Below are 15,758 nucleotides of genomic sequence, written 5' to 3' on the forward strand. Positions count from 1 at the left end.
TAGGATGGTCAGCATACTGTCGGGTGCACCACGCAGGCCAAGAACGCAGACGCCGCACCAGCGTGCCCCGCCACTGACATGACTTCGAGGAGATTTGCATGAGCCAGTCGACTGCTACCCTGCGTCAAGGCCCGGATGCCAAGGGCTTCTTTGGTGACTTCGGCGGCCGATTCGTCGCCGAGACGCTGATGCCGCTGATTCTGCACCTGCAGCGCGAGTATGAAGCCGCCAAGCAGGATCCGGCCTTCGCCGAGGAACTGGCCGGTCTCTCCGCGGATTATGTCGGGCGTCAGAGCCCGCTGTATTACGCCGAGCGTCTGACCGAGCATCTCGGAGGTGCCAAGGTCTATCTCAAGCGGGAAGATCTGATGCACACCGGCGCTCACAAGATCAACAATGCGCTGGGCCAGGTGCTGCTGGCACGCCGCATGGGCAAGCAGCGCATCATCGCCGAGACCGGTGCCGGCATGCACGGCGTGGCGACGGCCACCGTGGCGGCGCGTTTCGGTCTGGACTGCGTGATCTACATGGGCTCCACCGACATTCACCGTCAGCAGCCCAACGTTCAGCGCATGCAGTTGCTGGGCGCCAAGGTGATCCCGGTCACCGCCGGTGATGGCACCCTGAAGGATGCCATGAACGAGGCGCTGCGTGACTGGGTCACCAACGTCGACGATACCTTCTACATCATCGGTACTGTCGCGGGCCCACATCCGTATCCGCAGCTGGTGCGTGACTTCCAGTCCATCATCGGTCAGGAAACCCGCGTCCAGCTGCAGGAGAAGGAAGGCCGTCTGCCGGACTCGCTGGTCGCCTGCATCGGCGGGGGGTCCAACGCCATGGGGTTGTTCCATCCGTTCCTGGACGAGCAAAGCGTCGAGATCATCGGGGTCGAGGCTGCCGGTGAAGGTCTGGACACGCCGCGCCACGCCGCCAGTCTCAAGGGGGGCCTGCCGGGCGTGCTGCACGGTAACCGCACCTTCCTGCTGCAGGATGACGAGGGGCAGATCGGTGATGCGCACTCCATCTCCGCAGGGCTCGACTATCCGGGTATCGGCCCGGAACACGCCTGGTTGCACGACATCAAGCGTGCCGAGTATGTCGCCGCGACCGACCAGGAAGCACTGGACGCCTTCAAGATGCTGTGTCGCCTGGAAGGCATCATTCCGGCGCTGGAGTCTTCCCACGCGCTGGCGGAAGTCATCAAGCGTGCACCGGGCCTGCCGAAGGACCATCTGATGGTGGTCAATCTGAGCGGCCGCGGTGACAAGGACATGGCCACCGTCACCCATCATCTGGCGGACGAGCTGGGCCTGAATCCTGACGGCGAGTAACGCCGCGCCTGTCGCGCAATGCCCGGCGATGGAGGGGTCAGACGCTGACCGGGTCCATCCGCCCCATGTCTTCTTCGCCTGCAGGTGAATCGCTGCCTGCAGGTCAGCAAATTCGGAGTCTATTGATGAGCACTTCCGCTACTGACACCACTTCCAGCAGCCGTCTTGACCGCCGTTTCGCTGCCGTACGCAGCGAGAATCGCGCAGCGCTGGTGACCTACATCACCGCGGGTGACCCCGGCTATGATGCCAGCCTCGCGACCTTCCTCGGCATGGCTGAGGCCGGTGCCGATGTCATCGAGCTGGGCATGCCGTTCACCGACCCGATGGCCGATGGTCTGGCGATCCAGCATGCCACCCAGCGTGCCCTGAAGGCCGGCCAGACGATGGACCGTACCCTGGCGATGGTCACGGAATTCCGCAAGCAGGATCAGGACACGCCCATCGTGCTGATGGGTTACTACAATCCGATCTATCGTCGCGGTGTGGCCACCTTCCTTGAGCAGGCAAGCCAGGCCGGTGTCGATGGCCTGATCGTGGTCGACCTGCCGCCGGAGCACGACGATGAGCTGTGTGAGCCGGCCAATGCCGCCGGTATCAGCTTCATTCGCCTCGCGACACCGACGACTGACAGCGCGCGCCTGCCGGGCGTGTTGGCCAATACCTCAGGCTTCCTCTACTACGTCTCCAGCAATGGCGTGACCGGTGGCGCTGCACCGACGGCCGAGAAGGTCGAGGCCGAAGTGGGCCGTATCCGGGAGCACACCGAGATTCCCGTCGCGGTCGGTTTCGGTATCCGTACCGCAGAGCAGGCGGCGCGTATCGGTCGTTTCGCCGATGGAGTCGTGGTCGGCTCGGCCCTGATCGATCTGCAGGCCAACGCCGAGACACCGGAGCAGGGCACCCAAGCGGTACATGCCTTGACCCGTGAACTGGCGGATGCGCTGAAGACGGCGCGCCACTGAGGGTTCGCTCAGGGGTAGCCAGCTCGCCTTTCCCCTCGGGTAGTGACACAGCCACGCCTCGACCTCTGGTCGGGGCGTGGCTGTTTTCGTTCGTCTGTTTTCGTTCGGTCGTATCCGTCCGGCTGTGTCATCACGTTGTGCTGTCCTTCGAGCATTGCGCGGGAGGGTCTCGCGCGCTCTCGGATCCCACCACGCCAGAGAAGACCATCCTGCCGCGAAGGCTCGACATGGCAGTGCCTGCCTTGCGCTCGAGGCAGAGGTTTCATGAGATTTCGCCTTCATTCAACGCAGATTGAGGGTTACTTATACTCAAGGACAAGTGACACTTGACCAGCAGGATGAGAGGAGAGTCGGCGCCAAGGCGGCCGGCACTTCAGGAAGGAAAGATCGAGTGCGACCGACATGCTGACTGTGCCAGAAGCCATGAACCTTCAGGCAGCATCGGCAGGGAGATTGAAACGACATGTCCATGAATCCATCAGCGTCCTCCGCCGCGGCCACCTCCGCTGCTTCGGTTGACGACCTGGAAGGCAGCAATTGCTTGCATCAGCTGTTGCAGCATACTTCCAATGGAGTGTGTGGATACGACCTTCAAGGGCGTGTGCAGTGGGTCAATCCGGCCTTCGAGGAGCTGACGGGATACCGGGCAGAAGACCTGGCCGGTCAGGTGCTCAGTGAATTTCTGACGGGTGAGGATTCCGACAGGACGGTGATCGCCAGAATGCATCAGCAGTGCGAGCTGGGTGAGCCCAGTGACGAGGAGCTGCTCCACCACGATGCGAATGGACGACCGCTGCGCCTTCGTCTGCGCTGCATACCGCTCATGGCCGCCGACGGCACCCTGACCGGTTATCTCGGCGTGCATACCGATGTGACCCAGGCGCATCTGGCGCTGGAGCTCAGCCATTCCCAGCTCAGATTGCTTGAGTCCGTCACGGCTGGCCAGCCGCTGGACAAGACCCTGCTGGACCTGTGTCAGGCCATCGAGGCCGTCGCGACTCGCGTGCGTTCCTCGCTGCTGCTTCTGGATGAGGCAGGTACACGAATCATCGGGGGGAAGGCGCCGAGCCTGCCTCCCAGCTTCATGCAGTTCACCTCCGGCCTGCGTATCGGGGAGGGGGTGGGCACCTGTGGTACGGCGATGTGGCGGCGTGAGCAGGTGCTGACCCCCGCCATCGGCGAGGACCCCGCCTGGGAGGGCTTCCGTCATCATCCCCACGCGCTGGGACTGGATGCCTGTCTCTCCATGCCCATCCTCGATGATGCAGGCAATCCGCTGGGAAGTTTCGCCTTCTATGCCACGTCCGGCGATGTCTTCAACGATAGCCATCTCGGCTTGCTGAAGGTCGCCGTCAACGTGGCTCGATTGGCGATCGAACGCCATCGGCGTGATGAGCAGCTCACCTATCAGGCGCTGCATGATGCATTGACGGGCCTGCCCAATCGTCGGCTGTTGCGTCGCAAGCTCGCAGCCTTCGCGGACCTCGCTCTGGAAGAAGCGCGCGTCGGGGCGTTGATGTTCCTGGATCTGGATCATTTCAAGCGCCTGAACGATGTGCTGGGGCATGACGCGGGAGATCGTGCCCTGATCCAGATCGCCGCCCGACTGGAGCAGTTGCTGGAGCCGGGCGATGTGCTCGCGCGCCAGGGCGGGGATGAGTTCATCGTGCTGCTGGCACCTCGCTTCGGTGGCATGGAGGACGCCAGGGCCCGAGCGATGCACGTCGGCGAGGGATTGCTGGCACGTCTGCGGGTACCGGTTGAGCTGGAAGGGCGTGCGCATCAGTTGTCCGGCTCACTGGGCATCACGCTGTATCCGCGTCCGGATGAGGCGGACGAGGGGTATCAGACGCTTTCCGGGGCGGCAGAAGACGAGGGAGACGATTGGGGCCATCTGCTGCACGAGGCGGACATCGCGCTCTATGAGAGCAAGGGGGCCGGGCGTGCACGCATGTGTTTCTTCTCACCGGACATGCGCAATCGCATCATCGCCGCCACCCAGATGGAGCAATCCCTGCGCAGTGCGCTTTCCCGTCAGCATCTGGAAGTCCATCTCCAACCGCAATTCTCCCTGCAGTCGGATGCCTCGCTTGAGCATCAGCTGCCCAGGCTCTGTGGTCTTGAGGCGTTGCTGCGTTGGAATGACCCGCTGCTGGGGAATGTCTCGCCCGCGACCTTCATCCCGATCGCGGAAGAATCAGGGCTGATCGTCGAGCTGGGTCATTGGGTGCTGGGGCAAGCCTGTGCGGTGTTGGAAGACATGGCGACACGCGGACATCAGCTGCCGATCGCGGTGAATGTCAGTCAGGTACAGTTTCGCAGCGCGGAATTCGTGCCGCAGGTCGCAGCCCTGCTCAAGCGCCATGCCTTCGCGCCGGACATGTTGCGCATGGAGATCACCGAGAGCCTGGCGGCGGAAGATGAGGCCGACATGCTGGAGAAGGTCGACCAGCTGGCGGCGCTGGGGCTGACGTTCTCCATCGACGATTTCGGGATCGGCTACTCCAATCTTGCACGCCTGCGCCGCATGCCGCTCAGTGAACTGAAGATCGACCGCAGCTTCATCAAGGATCTGCGTCTCATCGATGACGACGGGCTGGCAGCGCCTGCACCTGGCGAGACTCCCGGACAGGAAGTCTGCCATGCCAACGAGATCGTGCGTGCGATGCTGGTGATGGCGCGCGCCCTGTCGCTGGAAGTGGTGGCCGAGGGAGTGGAGACCTCCGAGCAGTTCGAGGTGCTGCGTCAGCTGGGCTGTCAGCGTGTCCAGGGCTATCTGTTGGGGCGCCCCCGTCCCATGAAGGACGTGCTCGATGAGATCGAAGCCGGAGTGCTCGGCGCATGAGGCCGATGATGCTCTTGCCTGGCGTGAGGAGGGCGGCACGCGCGGGCCGAACGGGTTTATCTTGCCACTTCAATGGCTTATACTGCGCAGCGCTACGCCCCCTTAGCTCAGCTGGATAGAGCGGCCCCCTCCTAAGGGGCAGGTCGCAGGTTCGACTCCTGCAGGGGGCGCCAAGCCCCTCTTTTTCCCTGCTTTACCCTCCTCTTATATTCTCGTAACTCCTTGTTTTACCTTTATTGCGTCCGTAATACTGTATATTTATACATGTATCCACTCTGGAGGCCCGTGTATGGTGTGGTGTATGGTGAGGTTCCACCATACATGGGCACCATACATGAAGCGTGATGCTATCAAGCGGCGACCGCTTGCAGACACCGTGTTGTCTACCCTCGAGCCAGAAGCGCGTGAGTATCGCGAGTCCTATGGCCTGGACCGTCTCTACTTCGTCGTATCGCCAACTGGCCGCAAGCGCTGGGAGGTTCGCTACAAACACCCGATCACGCAAAAGTGGTCGTTCATGGGAGTAGGGGGTTACCCGGACACCAAGGCCAAGAAAGCGCGAGCTCAAGCTATCCAGATTGCCGAGCTGGTAGCCGACGGCATTGATCCCCGGGAGCACCTTAGAGGGGGCGGTGGTGTCCGGACCTTTGGGGTTGTCGCGGAGCAGTGGTACGAGCACAAGCAGATGCAGGGGAGATCGGCCAAGACGCTGACCAAGATGAGGCATTGGCTCGATAATGATGCGTTGCCTGCACTGGGAGATATGGCAGTTGCTGATGTGTCACGGGCTGACTGCGTGCGCGTTCAGAAAGGCATTGAGGCCCGCAAGGCTTTCAATATTGCCGAGAAGTCCCGGGCTTTTCTGCGCCGGATCTTCGACTTCGCCATTGCTCACGGCTATTGCGAGAACAACCCAGCTTCGAACCTGCTGGACGTTGCGGCGCCGGCACCAGTCTCCAAGCCTCGTCCTCATCTACTGGAAGAAGATCTACCAGACTTTCTCCGTGCGCTGCGTATGACGACTAGCCGCCGGTCTACTCGCTTGGCTGCTTGGATGGTCGTATGGACGGCATCGCGGCCAGGCATGGTGCGATGGATGGAATGGAGCGAGATCAAGGGCAAGTCGTGGCACATCCCCGCGGAGAAGATGAAGATGCGCCGCGATCATGTCGTGCCACTTTGCCGTCAAGCACTGCAAGCGCTTGAAGAGATGCGTCCTCTTTCTGGACGATCGAGGTATGTATTCACTGGGGAGGGAGCAAAGCTACCTGTCCTGTCGGATGCTGCGATCAATCGCTGCTTCTCGAATGCAGGGTATAAGGAGAGGATGACGGGGCATGGAGCCCGCCACACGGCCAAGACGCTGCTGAGTGAGCATGGGTGGCCGTTACAGTGGACGGAGATGCAGCTTGCGCACAAGCCGATCGGGTTGGAGGGCGTGTACAACCAGGCGTCGTACCTTGAGCAGAGACGGAAGATGATGCAGTGGTATGCCGACTACCTTGAGGCATTGGAAGTCGGCATGACCAAGGCCAAGCGGGACAAGTTCAAGCGTCGTCAGCGGGACGTAACTGCGTAGCCCATTGGCTCATCCATGCTTCAACCTCATGCTCGTACCAATAGTTGGTCGATGCCCGGCCAATGCCATCCTTGATGGGGCGCGGGAAGTTGGAATCTTTCACAAGCAGCTTCTCGAGTGATGAGCGGCTGCGGCCTATCTTCTCGCAGACTTCACGGGTGCGGAGGAAGCGCAGCGGCTGGTGTGTGGATGTGTCTGTCATGATCATCTCCTGTCTAGTCACCTTGATAACGGCCCGAGCTGTAGCCCAGGGCCTGCTCTTCTTGCGCGGCGGCATGATTGGCCATCGCGTCTTGCACACCGGGCACCTGCATCACCAAGGTGTACTTGCGGCGCCAGTGATCTCGTCGTTGGCTGATCATCACGATCAGGTCTTCCAGTGGCAGTGCTTCACCATCTTCTGCGGCGTACCCGGTACCGTGACAATGGGCGCATGGGGAGATATGGAAGACGCCTCGAAATGTGCCGCTGCCACCGCATTGCGGGCATGGCCCATGCGCTGGCGGCTCCCACGATGCTTGCGATACCTGACGCATAGACTCCTCACATTCATGCTGCTTGCTGCAGCGCCTTGATGATGTGGCTGATCGGGGTAGGGCAGACCGCGTTGCCGAGCAGATGCACGGCGAGGCGGTGGTTGTCCGGTAGCTGATAGGTGTCGGGGAAGCTCATGGCCGATCGGCACTCCCACCGGCTGAGCATGCGCATGCGGTCGCCATCGACAATGGCCCAGCGATCGCGCGTGGTGATGGTGCCGATGGGACGATTCAGTGAGCGCCCTGTCTTGGTGTTGCCGTAGTAGCTGATCAGGAAGCGGTCGCCGTGGGTGGCGCGGCCAGCGCGAACACGCTCGAGAGTGGCGGCGGCTCGCCCGGGCTTCTCGATGGGTTGCCAGCGGCCTGCCTCAAAGTCGATGAAGCTGCCGGCCGGGAGGTGATCGAGCGTTGGCAGGTTCAGCTTGAGCGGTTGAGCGGACTGGGTGAGCACCAGGAACATGCGGATACGATTCTGCGGGGCGCCGAGATCCGCGGCGTCTACTACATGCGGGCTGACGGCATAGCCCAGTGCCTGCATGGCCAGCACCCAGGGGCGGTAGAGCTGCCAATCGAGGAACTCGGGGACGTTCTCCACGAGGATGGCTGGCGGTCGGTGATACTCGGCAGCTGATACCACTGCCCAGGCAGTCGAGCGGCTGGCATCGTGCTGAGGGTTACCGCTGGCCTTGCCCCGCGCCTTGCTGTGGCCTTGGCAGCAGGGTGACGCCAGCATCAGGTCATGCGCGGGCACCTGACTCCAATCCGCCTGATGCAAGTCCTGGCAGATGTGCGCTGCGTCTGGATGGTTGCGGCTGTGCCACTCGACAGCATCCGGCCAGTGGTTTGCAGCCCAGGCCACGTTGCAGCCGGCCATGCTGGCGCCGGTGCTGAATCCACCGGCACCGGCGAAGAGGTCGATGACGTTCATGACTTCACCTTGCGATGGCCTGCGTCGTAGAGCGCTCCCAATAGGTACTCTTCCGACAGTGCCCCGTGCAGCTCGCGCTTATGAGCGTCAGCGGCGGCCTTGGTAATCTGCTTCATGCTCTCTATTGCCTTCTCCCGATCGGAGCGGGCGGGGCTAAGCTCTGAACAGTGCCGCACCTCGACACCGCGTCCAGCGGACTCGATCACGATGTTGGCGCCTACTAGCGCGTGGCCGATGACGGTGGCCACGGCAATATCGCCATCAGGTGTATCGAAACTCACCGCCGCTCCTATTGGGGGCAGGTCGTCATCCCCATGCCATTCATTTGGATCGATTTCATCCGGTTGCTTCAGGCCAGCTTCATCGCCGGCCTGCTGCTCGAGACGCTCCACACGGGCCAGCAGCATCTCTTCCCATTGTTCCCGAGTAATGACGATTCGGCGCTCATAGGCGCCGATCCATGCGTAGTGCCATTCGTTGTTGGTCGGGCCCTTGATCCAACCCTCGAGATCGCCGTGGCCGTTATCGGTCGGGAGGCTGCATTCCGTCTCGGGGCGCGGCCACGGGTGGGGGAGGTGCAGCAGGCTTTCCATCAGTTGATCGCGGATCATGTCAGTCATCCTTGGTGAGCAGTGTGTCGAGCCAGCCATCGGCGAGCAGGCAAAAGAAAGCCGCCAGGCAAGTGGCGGCGATGAGTAGTGGGTGAATCATGGCGGTGTCTGTGTCATTGATGCGTAGTCGCCCAGTCGCTTGGCGGTCGCCAATAGGCCAGCGGGTGTGCGCATCAAGGTGTTGATGATCTCTGCCCGGCTAGGTGGTGGCACCGGCTTGCGAGACTTGGTTGCTGGCTCTAGTAGAAGAAGGGCGTCATGCCGACCTCGGCGAGTCATGCGTGACAAGAGTGTTTCTCTGCTTATTCCACGTAGCTTTGCATGTTCAGCCATTGTCGCAGTGACTCCATCAATGGTGACTTGGGTTCGAAGACCGAGGGCCATGAAGACCTCCTGCCGAGTGATGATTGAGCGCATAGGTCAGCTCCCGATAACGGCTGGCCTATGAGCACAAAAAAACCCACCGTGTAGGTGGGTTAACAATCAGACAGCTTGCACAAAACTAATCAGCTGTTTCTGTATCCTTGGAATGGCGAGCATCTTCACGTAGTCGGCCCATAGAGCCGAACGTCAACAGCACAAAAAGTAGGGCCAGACCCAGGCCCATCCATACTGCTTCAACGCCCATAGATTCAGTTCCCCTTCAGAACCCTGCAATTTCCAGGATTTTCAAGTGTAAAGGAAAATGGGTTTGATTAAACCACTCATGTTTATGGCTGATGCAGATGGTGGTTCCAGCAAAAGACCCCGCCAGGGACATGGCGAGGATGCACAGGCACTGCAGGGAAAGAGCATCGGGAAGCGGTCGCGCTTTGCGATGGCTTGCCATTGCACTCTCAGGTGGGCTCTGCCATTGGCAAAGCCCCGTACCATTCCCAGTATTTCGACAGCCCTGGGCGGCGTACTCCCAGCGGCCTCTCGCGTGTCTAGCGCTACGGGCGGGTTGGGCATGCCTGATTGTTAAAGAGCAGCCGCATTGCCCGGCGGTTCGGGGCTCATCAGGCGATACCGGTAGCGCCGGTGCCCTCTGATAAGCGCTGTCTCTCCAGCTGTCACACCACTTGCCCAGGTGTCGGGGGTAAGGCCGCTAGCGCAAGGGAGGAACCGGCGCCTTACCTGCGGGTGGTTATGCTCGCAATCCCACTGGCACCACCTGCTGGCCGTGGGGCGAGGTCCGATCAGCGACTGGCGAGCTGCTGACCATGCGTAATCTGAGGGGAGCAGAGGCTGGCGGCATTGCCGTGGAAGTCCGGCCAGCCGCGGCGCTGTGATTCGACGAAACCGGCCTTGGCGTCTTCCTGCCACATGGCGGTCATCTCGCAGTATTCGGCTTCGCTGGCGGACAGCTGGCGCGGACCATCAGTCTGCTGGGTGAGGCTGGCGAGCGTGACCAGACCGCCGACGATGACGGCGAGGGTGATGGCTGAACGATGCTTGCGGGCCGTGTCGGTCATGGGCTGCTCCAATCCAGTCAGTGACGACGGCGATGTGCCGTGTCGATGTGAAACAAATATGTACTAGTGGTTCAGTATTGGTCAAGTACCAATAGTACATATTTGAATTTAGGGTACAAAAAAAACCGCTCCGAGGAGCGGCTGATTATCTAGAAGGGAATTTAGCCGATAGGCAGAAACGAAGGCGGAGGAGGGAGGGTGACGCCAGTGTCAGGGGGAGGGCGACACCAGCGTCGTACCTAGAACCTACCTATTAGAACCACTCTCTCTGGTTACGCGTGCGCGAGAGGGTTTCGTTAGGCAAACACTTCCCACCAGAAGACACGGCCGATGATTTTCGGGGCGTCGGGGTCCCCTATGGTATAGACCTCTTCCGGATACTCGATGTGGTTATCGCTGACCACGCGCATACGGTTCAAGGGCAGGCGATAGAGTCGCTTCACGCGCAGCATGCCGCCGTGATCCAGTGCGTAGATCTTGCCGTCGATGATGTGACGGCAACTCTTGTCGATACCGATGGGGGAGCCGTCGAAAATGGCTGGCTCCATTGAATCGCCCGTGACTGTGGCGCAGGCGGCCTGCTTGGGATCTACACCTGCTCGGGCCAGGCGCGGCAGGCTGAAGCGCATATACGCTCCGTGATTTTCGATCACCTGGGTACGGCCATCTCCCGCGGCCATCTCAACTTCCCGAAAGTAGGGGATTTCAACTTCATCCTCTCGGAGTGGGGCGTCTCCATCCACAAACTCGGCTTCATGAAAAACCAGCTCATTCTTGCTGTTTTCTCTCATTGGTCCGGTTCCGAACCTCAGCCATTCCGCACGCACGTTTAGCCCCTTGGCGATCAGCACTAGCTTGGACTGTCCCGGCATTGACTCAGCATTGAGCCATTTGCTGGCGGCCTTGGGGGTGACGCCTGTGAGATTTTTTAGATGTACGCCTTGGCCGCGATCAGGGATGCCCTGTTCGGCAAGTGCTTTCTTTAGGCGGGAGGCGAACTCATCCCGTTCAGACAGTGTATGAACCATGGGTCCAATGATGATTGGACTTGCTTTGACTTTCAGTACATGTCTATTATGTACTTTCGGTACATATTCAAAGGCAAACAAATGAACTCCTTGCGCGAACTGGTCGAGCAGGCAGGAGGTGTGGGGGCGGTTTCCAAGGCATGCGGCGTTTCAATTCGTGCCGTCTACAAGTGGATCGAGAGGGGTTGCCTGCCAAGAACGGAATACACCGGCGAAACCAGTCATGCAGAGGCCATCGCAAGGCTTTCACCTGCTGTGTTTGAGGCTTCGGACATTCGGAACCGCTTCATGCCCAGCAAGAACACCGCCTGACAGCCACAGCATAGCCCGCCGCCCATATCGGCTTAAACGGAATGAACACGGAGAGATTCACCATGGACAGCCATACAGCCCCCGAGCGTGACATGGATACCTATCTGGATGCGGTGCATGACGTGGTTTTCGAGTGCTGCCCAAAGGTGCTGGCAAGCGATATCGGCATGTCGGTGAAGTCACTTTATCGCCGAGTGGCCGAGGACGACCCCATGCCGATGCGTCTGATCGATGTGGTGGGGATCTTCTGGAACGTGGATCGCGAGCATCAGATGCGTTTGATCGCCCCGTTTCTCGATCACTTGGGGATGGTCGCGGTGCCGCGTTATGAGCAGGGCGAGGTGAGTCGTGGTGACGTGTTCGCGTCAGTGCTGGATGCCCAGCAGGGCCAGGGTGCGATGGCGGCGCTGATTCAGGCGGCGATTGCGGATGGCGAGATAGATGACAAAGAGGCGGCGCAGCTTGAAGCGCAGCACAAGGCCATCGAGCAGCAGATGAGCACCCTGATGGGCCAGCTGCAGGCGATGCGTAAGCCGCTGAAGGTGGTGAGCCGATAACCGGGCATCAGATACGAAAATCCCCCGAAGGCGTCCAAACCATTCCGGGGGAAGCATCTCACTATGCCAAGGGAGTATGGCATGACGATCAAGACGAGTGAAGCCAAGCAGATGTTGACCAGCTATCGCGGTTGGAGCTGTGAGTCCCTCAAGGCCGAGACCTATCGACTGGCGGTGGCCATCGAGAAGCGTGAGCGGGTGGGTGGCGTGATCGATTTGCGCATGAGCATGCAGCACCACCTGGCTGTGGTGGCCCTGCTGGAGTGTGGCAAGGGGCAGGGGGAGACGGCCAAGGAAGATGCCCGCCGATCCCTGTCGATCGACCACCACATGAGCGAGGCAGGACGCTATGAGCGCTTGTCGCTGGGGATGGCTGCCAAGGGTGACGAGGTAACGGCATGACGATAACGGCAAGCATGAGCACGGCACGTATTGAAGCCGAGATGGCTCGCGCGAGTCGTCATGTTGCTCAGCGAGAAGATATCCGCCATGAGCAGCCGGTGCGGGCCCGTGAGTACCACGAAGCCTATGCCACTTGGCACAAGTGCAATGCCATTCTCGCTGCCCGCAGAGGTAACAAGAGCGATGAGTTGGGCGGCAAGAAGTGGCACCGGGCGCGTGCGGCACGTCACTTGAAGTTGGCGGGAGGTGAGGCATGAGCCTGTATGCGATGAGTTGGGCGCGTGAAGTGATGCCCGAGATGCCTGAGTCGATCAAGGCGGGCCCGCGTCTGTTGCTGTTGCTGATGGCCGATTACGCGAACGAGCAGGGCGTGTGCTGGCCGTCCGTTCGTCGCCTGGCGGATGAGATGGCTTGTTCGATGCGTACGGTGCAGCGCGCGATTGAGGCGCTGGTCGAGCAAGGGGTCATGACGGTTGTGGCCCGCAAGACAGCCTCCGGACGCCAGACCTCGAACTTCTACCGCCTTGCCATGGGCGATGACCAGGAGCAACCACAAGCCGCCGATGAGCCGTCCCCGGAAGAGCTAGAGGCGCTGATGGGCGGCAGCGATGAGGAAGAGGCGCCTGCCGAGCCTGCCACCGCACCTCCCCAAGCTGAACATCCCATCTTTGCCAATGCCGCCCAGCAGGCTGACAACGGCCAGCCGTCAGTGACTGGTGGTGCCCGTCAGGTATCGATGACGTTGGACTGGCAGCCGGATGCCACCCACTGGCAGACGGAAACAGTGCGCCGGGGTGATCCATCGCTGACATGGGATCAGGGCGAGCTGGCGGACTTCACCGCGCACTTCGCGGATCAGCCCGGTCGGAGGCATTCGCATCATGCCTGGTGTGCCAAGTTCGCGGGCTGGGTGAGTGAGAACCGCAAGCGAGAAGCGGCCCGTCAGGCCCGCATGAGCCAGAACGCCAACACTTCATCGAACAACAATGCACGCAACGCTGGAGGCACCCATGGAAGCCGTCGCTCAACTGGTCCAATCCGTAACTCGAAACTCTCAGCCGCTGAAGGGCGTGCACTCATTGAGCAGCGCCGCCGTGAACAAGCCGAAGGCCAGCCGCCGTCCGGCGATGTCATCGATGGCGAGTGGATGTGATGACCTGCCACGGGTGAGCCAGAAGGCGGTGGATGCCTTGTTCGATCGCTTGGCCCAGTTGCATGGCGCCCATTGGCACCGCCGCTGCCGTGAGATGGGCTGGGGCACTGAAGAAAATGGCCAGTGGGTGAGCTGTGACGTGGAAGGTGAGTGGCTGGCGGCCCTGAGTCACCTGAGCACCCAGCATCTGCGCTGTGGCTTGCAGGCCGAGAAAGCCCGCACGGCCAAGTCACTTCAACAGCGTGGCAACGCCTTCCCGCCTGATAGCGCCATGCAGTTCGCCGAGCTATGTCAGATGACGCCCGAGGGCCTTGGGTTGCCGGACTTCGATACCGCCTGGCAGGCATTGCAGGACCACGCCTTCACCGGAAAGCCGTACCCGCATGAGGCCATCGCCGCTGCGGGCGAGCACATGGATCTTCACGGCATGGCGTCTGCCAGCTATCAGCGAATGGATAAGCACGAACGTGCCTTTCGGGTGTATTACCAGCAGGTGGTAGAGCGATACGCCCGGGGTGATGACCTCAAGCCGCAAGCGGCGATTGGACATGACGGCCAGCTGTCGCCGGCAGAAAGTGCCGCGATGGCGGGGGAGGAGAAGGCCCGTAAAGCAGCGGGTGAACTGGCAGGCATTACACCTGCCCAGGCACTGAAGATGATGCGGGGAGGGTTAGCACATGGATAACCATGAACACCAGGCGCTCATAACTACTACCGGTGCCAGCGTTGGCAGAACCCCACGGCCACGGCGTGCGACGCTGGACAATCCCGCAAGTCAGTTAGGCCGTACCTATCTGGCACTCAGTGAATCGCGCTCGTGGCTGATGCTGCATGAGCTGGCTGCCGAGATCCGCAAGCGCTTCGATCGACTGGATAGTGAGGCAGCCATCAGTGCACGCCTGCGAGATCTACGGCGCCAGCATGGATTGATCGTGGAGAGCCGCCGACGTGGAGACAGTGCTGCGCATGAATACCGCCTGATCCGCCTGGCGCCGGTAAAACGTCAGCCGGATATGTTGGGGGTGTTGCAGTGAGCTATCGCCCCGCTGGCAGCTACAGGCGGCCGAATCGCTCAGCCCTGCGCCGCTGCTTTGCCTGCGGTAGGCGCGTGACCGTCCATCAGCTAGCGGGTTGCCTGGGGACGTGCAAGCGCTGCATTGCCCTGGGCGCTCCCCGATTCAATGCCAATGGTGAGCGACTGAGGGGGCAAGCGTGACAGAGACCGCACCCAAGCCCGCTGGCGGTCCACTGGCCCGCAAGGCCGCGATGTTGTGCCAGGCCGAGGGATTCCATCGCTATCTGGATCAGGCTCGCCGCGCCCGGCATGGCATCGATACCAATGTGATGCCGGATGGTACGCACAAGGAGGAAGACGCGGTGGACTTCATTCGCACGGCCTGTGGGGTGAAGAGTCGGGCTGAGATCGACCACGAGCCGAGGGCGGCGCACATGCTGCGTCGGATCATCACCAACTATCGCCGCTGGCAATCCAATCAGGTGAGGGCATCGTCATGAGCTGGGCAACACATCCTTCCGCCGAGGTGACGGCCCGCAAGTCGCCGAGCCGTACCGCCGGCCAAGCCCGCAAGTCGGCGCCACGCATCGACCGCGAGGGCAACGAGCAAAAGGTGCTGATCCGTTGGCTCAAAGGCGAGCAGCGACGCGGAAAGCAGGTGGGGGTGCTGCTCGAGGATGTCACCTATCACGTCCCCAATGGCGGCAAGCGCAATAAGAAAACGGCTGCCGACCTCAAGGCCCAGGGCGTTCGTGCCGGTGTCAGTGATCTAGTGGTCGCCTCAGCGCGAGGCGGGTGGCACGGCCTCTATATCGAGTTCAAAGCAGCACCGCCTCACAGTGCCGATTTTTCGGCCAGCCAGCGCGAATGGCTGGAGAAGATGGAGGGCAATGGCTATCTGGCAGTGCTGGCCAAGGGCGTGGATGAGGCCAAGGCGGTGCTGGTGGCCTACGCGAGCTGGTCCGAGACGGTGGTGTCCGGTGAGCCGGAGGTGATGCCGCATGGCAGTGAGTGGCGTAAGGCAACGGCATAGTGCTCA

The 15,758-nt window shown here is 61.2% G+C and carries 19 protein-coding genes and 1 tRNA gene; 14 read left to right on the forward strand and 6 right to left on the reverse strand.

The genetic code is table 11. The annotated features are described in order from the left end of the window. Window positions 1-98: 98 nt before the first annotated feature. From trpB to PJK54_RS03770, 5 genes are all read left to right on the forward strand, one after another. Complete coding sequence (gene trpB / locus PJK54_RS03750) at window positions 99-1,334, forward strand: tryptophan synthase subunit beta (RefSeq protein WP_077374435.1); 1,236 nt, start codon at window positions 99-101, stop codon at window positions 1,332-1,334. 125 nt (window positions 1,335-1,459) lie between these two features. Beyond that, window positions 1,460-2,299 carry a tryptophan synthase subunit alpha gene (gene trpA / locus PJK54_RS03755; protein ID WP_084208158.1) on the forward strand — a complete coding sequence of 280 codons (840 nt, stop codon included), beginning with the start codon at window positions 1,460-1,462 and terminating at the stop codon, window positions 2,297-2,299. A 469-nt stretch (window positions 2,300-2,768) separates the two neighbouring features. Further along, window positions 2,769-5,144 (forward strand): EAL domain-containing protein, encoded by a 2,376-nt coding sequence (locus PJK54_RS03760; protein ID WP_271302268.1) that lies wholly within the window; start codon window positions 2,769-2,771, stop codon window positions 5,142-5,144. Between the two features lie 96 nt (window positions 5,145-5,240). Next, window positions 5,241-5,317: transfer RNA gene (locus tag PJK54_RS03765), tRNA-Arg, on the forward strand. 161 nt (window positions 5,318-5,478) lie between these two features. Next, entirely contained in the window at window positions 5,479-6,723 is a 1,245-nt protein-coding gene (locus tag PJK54_RS03770; protein ID WP_176493380.1) for a tyrosine-type recombinase/integrase, read from the forward strand. Here the strand turns inward: PJK54_RS03770 and PJK54_RS03775 are convergent. From PJK54_RS03775 to PJK54_RS03800, 6 genes are all read right to left on the reverse strand, one after another. After that, a complete protein-coding gene (locus PJK54_RS03775) occupies window positions 6,692-6,925 on the reverse strand; it encodes a helix-turn-helix transcriptional regulator (RefSeq protein ID WP_271302269.1) in 234 nt (77 codons plus the stop codon). The two genes, PJK54_RS03770 and PJK54_RS03775, sit on opposite strands and share 32 nt — an antisense overlap. 13 nt (window positions 6,926-6,938) lie before the next feature. Then, window positions 6,939-7,088, reverse strand: a complete 150-nt coding sequence (locus tag PJK54_RS03780; protein ID WP_160317839.1) for a hypothetical protein — start codon at window positions 7,086-7,088, stop codon at window positions 6,939-6,941. Between the two features lie 184 nt (window positions 7,089-7,272). Next, window positions 7,273-8,187, reverse strand: a complete 915-nt coding sequence (locus tag PJK54_RS03785; RefSeq protein ID WP_271302270.1) for a DNA cytosine methyltransferase — start codon at window positions 8,185-8,187, stop codon at window positions 7,273-7,275. Then, window positions 8,184-8,798, reverse strand: a complete 615-nt coding sequence (locus tag PJK54_RS03790; RefSeq protein WP_271302271.1) for a hypothetical protein — start codon at window positions 8,796-8,798, stop codon at window positions 8,184-8,186. The genes PJK54_RS03785 and PJK54_RS03790 overlap by 4 nt, the downstream gene beginning before the upstream one ends. Before the next feature lie 1,178 nt (window positions 8,799-9,976). Beyond that, window positions 9,977-10,252, reverse strand: a complete 276-nt coding sequence (locus PJK54_RS03795) for a hypothetical protein (RefSeq protein WP_271302272.1) — start codon at window positions 10,250-10,252, stop codon at window positions 9,977-9,979. A 296-nt stretch (window positions 10,253-10,548) separates the two neighbouring features. Then, complete coding sequence (locus PJK54_RS03800) at window positions 10,549-11,361, reverse strand: LexA family transcriptional regulator (protein ID WP_271302273.1); 813 nt, start codon at window positions 11,359-11,361, stop codon at window positions 10,549-10,551. Between PJK54_RS03800 and PJK54_RS03805 the strand changes: the two genes are divergently transcribed. The 9 genes from PJK54_RS03805 to PJK54_RS03845 all read left to right on the forward strand — a co-directional run bounded on the left by PJK54_RS03805 (window position 11,362) and on the right by PJK54_RS03845 (window position 15,752). Continuing rightward, window positions 11,362-11,592: a DNA-binding protein gene (locus tag PJK54_RS03805; protein ID WP_271302274.1), complete on the forward strand. Its 231-nt coding sequence runs from the start codon at window positions 11,362-11,364 to the stop codon at window positions 11,590-11,592. It abuts the gene before it with no gap. 62 nt (window positions 11,593-11,654) lie between these two features. Further along, entirely contained in the window at window positions 11,655-12,149 is a 495-nt protein-coding gene (locus PJK54_RS03810; RefSeq protein ID WP_271302275.1) for a phage regulatory CII family protein, read from the forward strand. Between the two features lie 81 nt (window positions 12,150-12,230). Continuing rightward, on the forward strand, window positions 12,231-12,551 hold the full coding sequence (locus tag PJK54_RS03815; protein ID WP_271302276.1) for a hypothetical protein: 321 nt from the start codon (window positions 12,231-12,233) through the stop codon (window positions 12,549-12,551). Continuing rightward, on the forward strand, window positions 12,548-12,808 hold the full coding sequence (locus tag PJK54_RS03820; RefSeq protein ID WP_271302277.1) for a hypothetical protein: 261 nt from the start codon (window positions 12,548-12,550) through the stop codon (window positions 12,806-12,808). Before PJK54_RS03815 ends, PJK54_RS03820 begins: the two co-directional genes overlap by 4 nt. Then, a complete protein-coding gene (locus PJK54_RS03825; protein WP_271302278.1) occupies window positions 12,805-13,704 on the forward strand; it encodes a DnaT-like ssDNA-binding domain-containing protein in 900 nt (299 codons plus the stop codon). The genes PJK54_RS03820 and PJK54_RS03825 overlap by 4 nt, the downstream gene beginning before the upstream one ends. Continuing rightward, window positions 13,646-14,389, forward strand: a complete 744-nt coding sequence (locus PJK54_RS03830; protein WP_271302279.1) for a replication protein P — start codon at window positions 13,646-13,648, stop codon at window positions 14,387-14,389. Before PJK54_RS03825 ends, PJK54_RS03830 begins: the two co-directional genes overlap by 59 nt. Then, the gene (locus PJK54_RS03835) at window positions 14,382-14,738 is read left to right on the forward strand and encodes a hypothetical protein (RefSeq protein ID WP_271302280.1); all 357 of its coding nucleotides are present in this window, start codon (window positions 14,382-14,384) and stop codon (window positions 14,736-14,738) included. The genes PJK54_RS03830 and PJK54_RS03835 overlap by 8 nt, the downstream gene beginning before the upstream one ends. 178 nt (window positions 14,739-14,916) lie before the next feature. Further along, on the forward strand, window positions 14,917-15,219 hold the full coding sequence (locus PJK54_RS03840) for a hypothetical protein (protein WP_271302281.1): 303 nt from the start codon (window positions 14,917-14,919) through the stop codon (window positions 15,217-15,219). Then, window positions 15,216-15,752, forward strand: coding sequence for a VRR-NUC domain-containing protein (locus tag PJK54_RS03845; protein ID WP_271302282.1), 537 nt, complete (start codon window positions 15,216-15,218; stop codon window positions 15,750-15,752). The genes PJK54_RS03840 and PJK54_RS03845 overlap by 4 nt, the downstream gene beginning before the upstream one ends. Window positions 15,753-15,758 lie beyond the last annotated feature (6 nt).

The organism is Cobetia sp. MMG027 (genome assembly GCF_027947415.1).
In the GTDB taxonomy this organism is placed as follows: Bacteria; Pseudomonadota; Gammaproteobacteria; order Pseudomonadales; family Halomonadaceae; genus Cobetia; species Cobetia marina.

Excerpts from the sequence above, each read along its gene's own strand:
- trpB (WP_077374435.1), top strand. The coding sequence starts at position 99 with ATGAGCCAGTCGACTGCTACCCTGCGTCAAGGCCCGGATGCCAAGGGC.
- trpA (WP_084208158.1), top strand. The coding sequence starts at position 1,460 with ATGAGCACTTCCGCTACTGACACCACTTCCAGCAGCCGTCTTGACCGC.
- PJK54_RS03760 (WP_271302268.1), top strand. The coding sequence starts at position 2,769 with ATGAATCCATCAGCGTCCTCCGCCGCGGCCACCTCCGCTGCTTCGGTT.
- PJK54_RS03770 (WP_176493380.1), top strand. The coding sequence starts at position 5,479 with ATGAAGCGTGATGCTATCAAGCGGCGACCGCTTGCAGACACCGTGTTG.
- PJK54_RS03775 (WP_271302269.1), bottom strand. The coding sequence starts at position 6,925 with ATGACAGACACATCCACACACCAGCCGCTGCGCTTCCTCCGCACCCGT.
- PJK54_RS03785 (WP_271302270.1), bottom strand. The coding sequence starts at position 8,187 with ATGAACGTCATCGACCTCTTCGCCGGTGCCGGTGGATTCAGCACCGGC.
- PJK54_RS03790 (WP_271302271.1), bottom strand. The coding sequence starts at position 8,798 with ATGATCCGCGATCAACTGATGGAAAGCCTGCTGCACCTCCCCCACCCG.
- PJK54_RS03795 (WP_271302272.1), bottom strand. The coding sequence starts at position 10,252 with ATGACCGACACGGCCCGCAAGCATCGTTCAGCCATCACCCTCGCCGTC.
- PJK54_RS03805 (WP_271302274.1), top strand. The coding sequence starts at position 11,362 with ATGAACTCCTTGCGCGAACTGGTCGAGCAGGCAGGAGGTGTGGGGGCG.
- PJK54_RS03810 (WP_271302275.1), top strand. The coding sequence starts at position 11,655 with ATGGACAGCCATACAGCCCCCGAGCGTGACATGGATACCTATCTGGAT.
- PJK54_RS03815 (WP_271302276.1), top strand. The coding sequence starts at position 12,231 with ATGACGATCAAGACGAGTGAAGCCAAGCAGATGTTGACCAGCTATCGC.
- PJK54_RS03820 (WP_271302277.1), top strand. The coding sequence starts at position 12,548 with ATGACGATAACGGCAAGCATGAGCACGGCACGTATTGAAGCCGAGATG.
- PJK54_RS03825 (WP_271302278.1), top strand. The coding sequence starts at position 12,805 with ATGAGCCTGTATGCGATGAGTTGGGCGCGTGAAGTGATGCCCGAGATG.
- PJK54_RS03835 (WP_271302280.1), top strand. The coding sequence starts at position 14,382 with ATGGATAACCATGAACACCAGGCGCTCATAACTACTACCGGTGCCAGC.
- PJK54_RS03845 (WP_271302282.1), top strand. The coding sequence starts at position 15,216 with ATGAGCTGGGCAACACATCCTTCCGCCGAGGTGACGGCCCGCAAGTCG.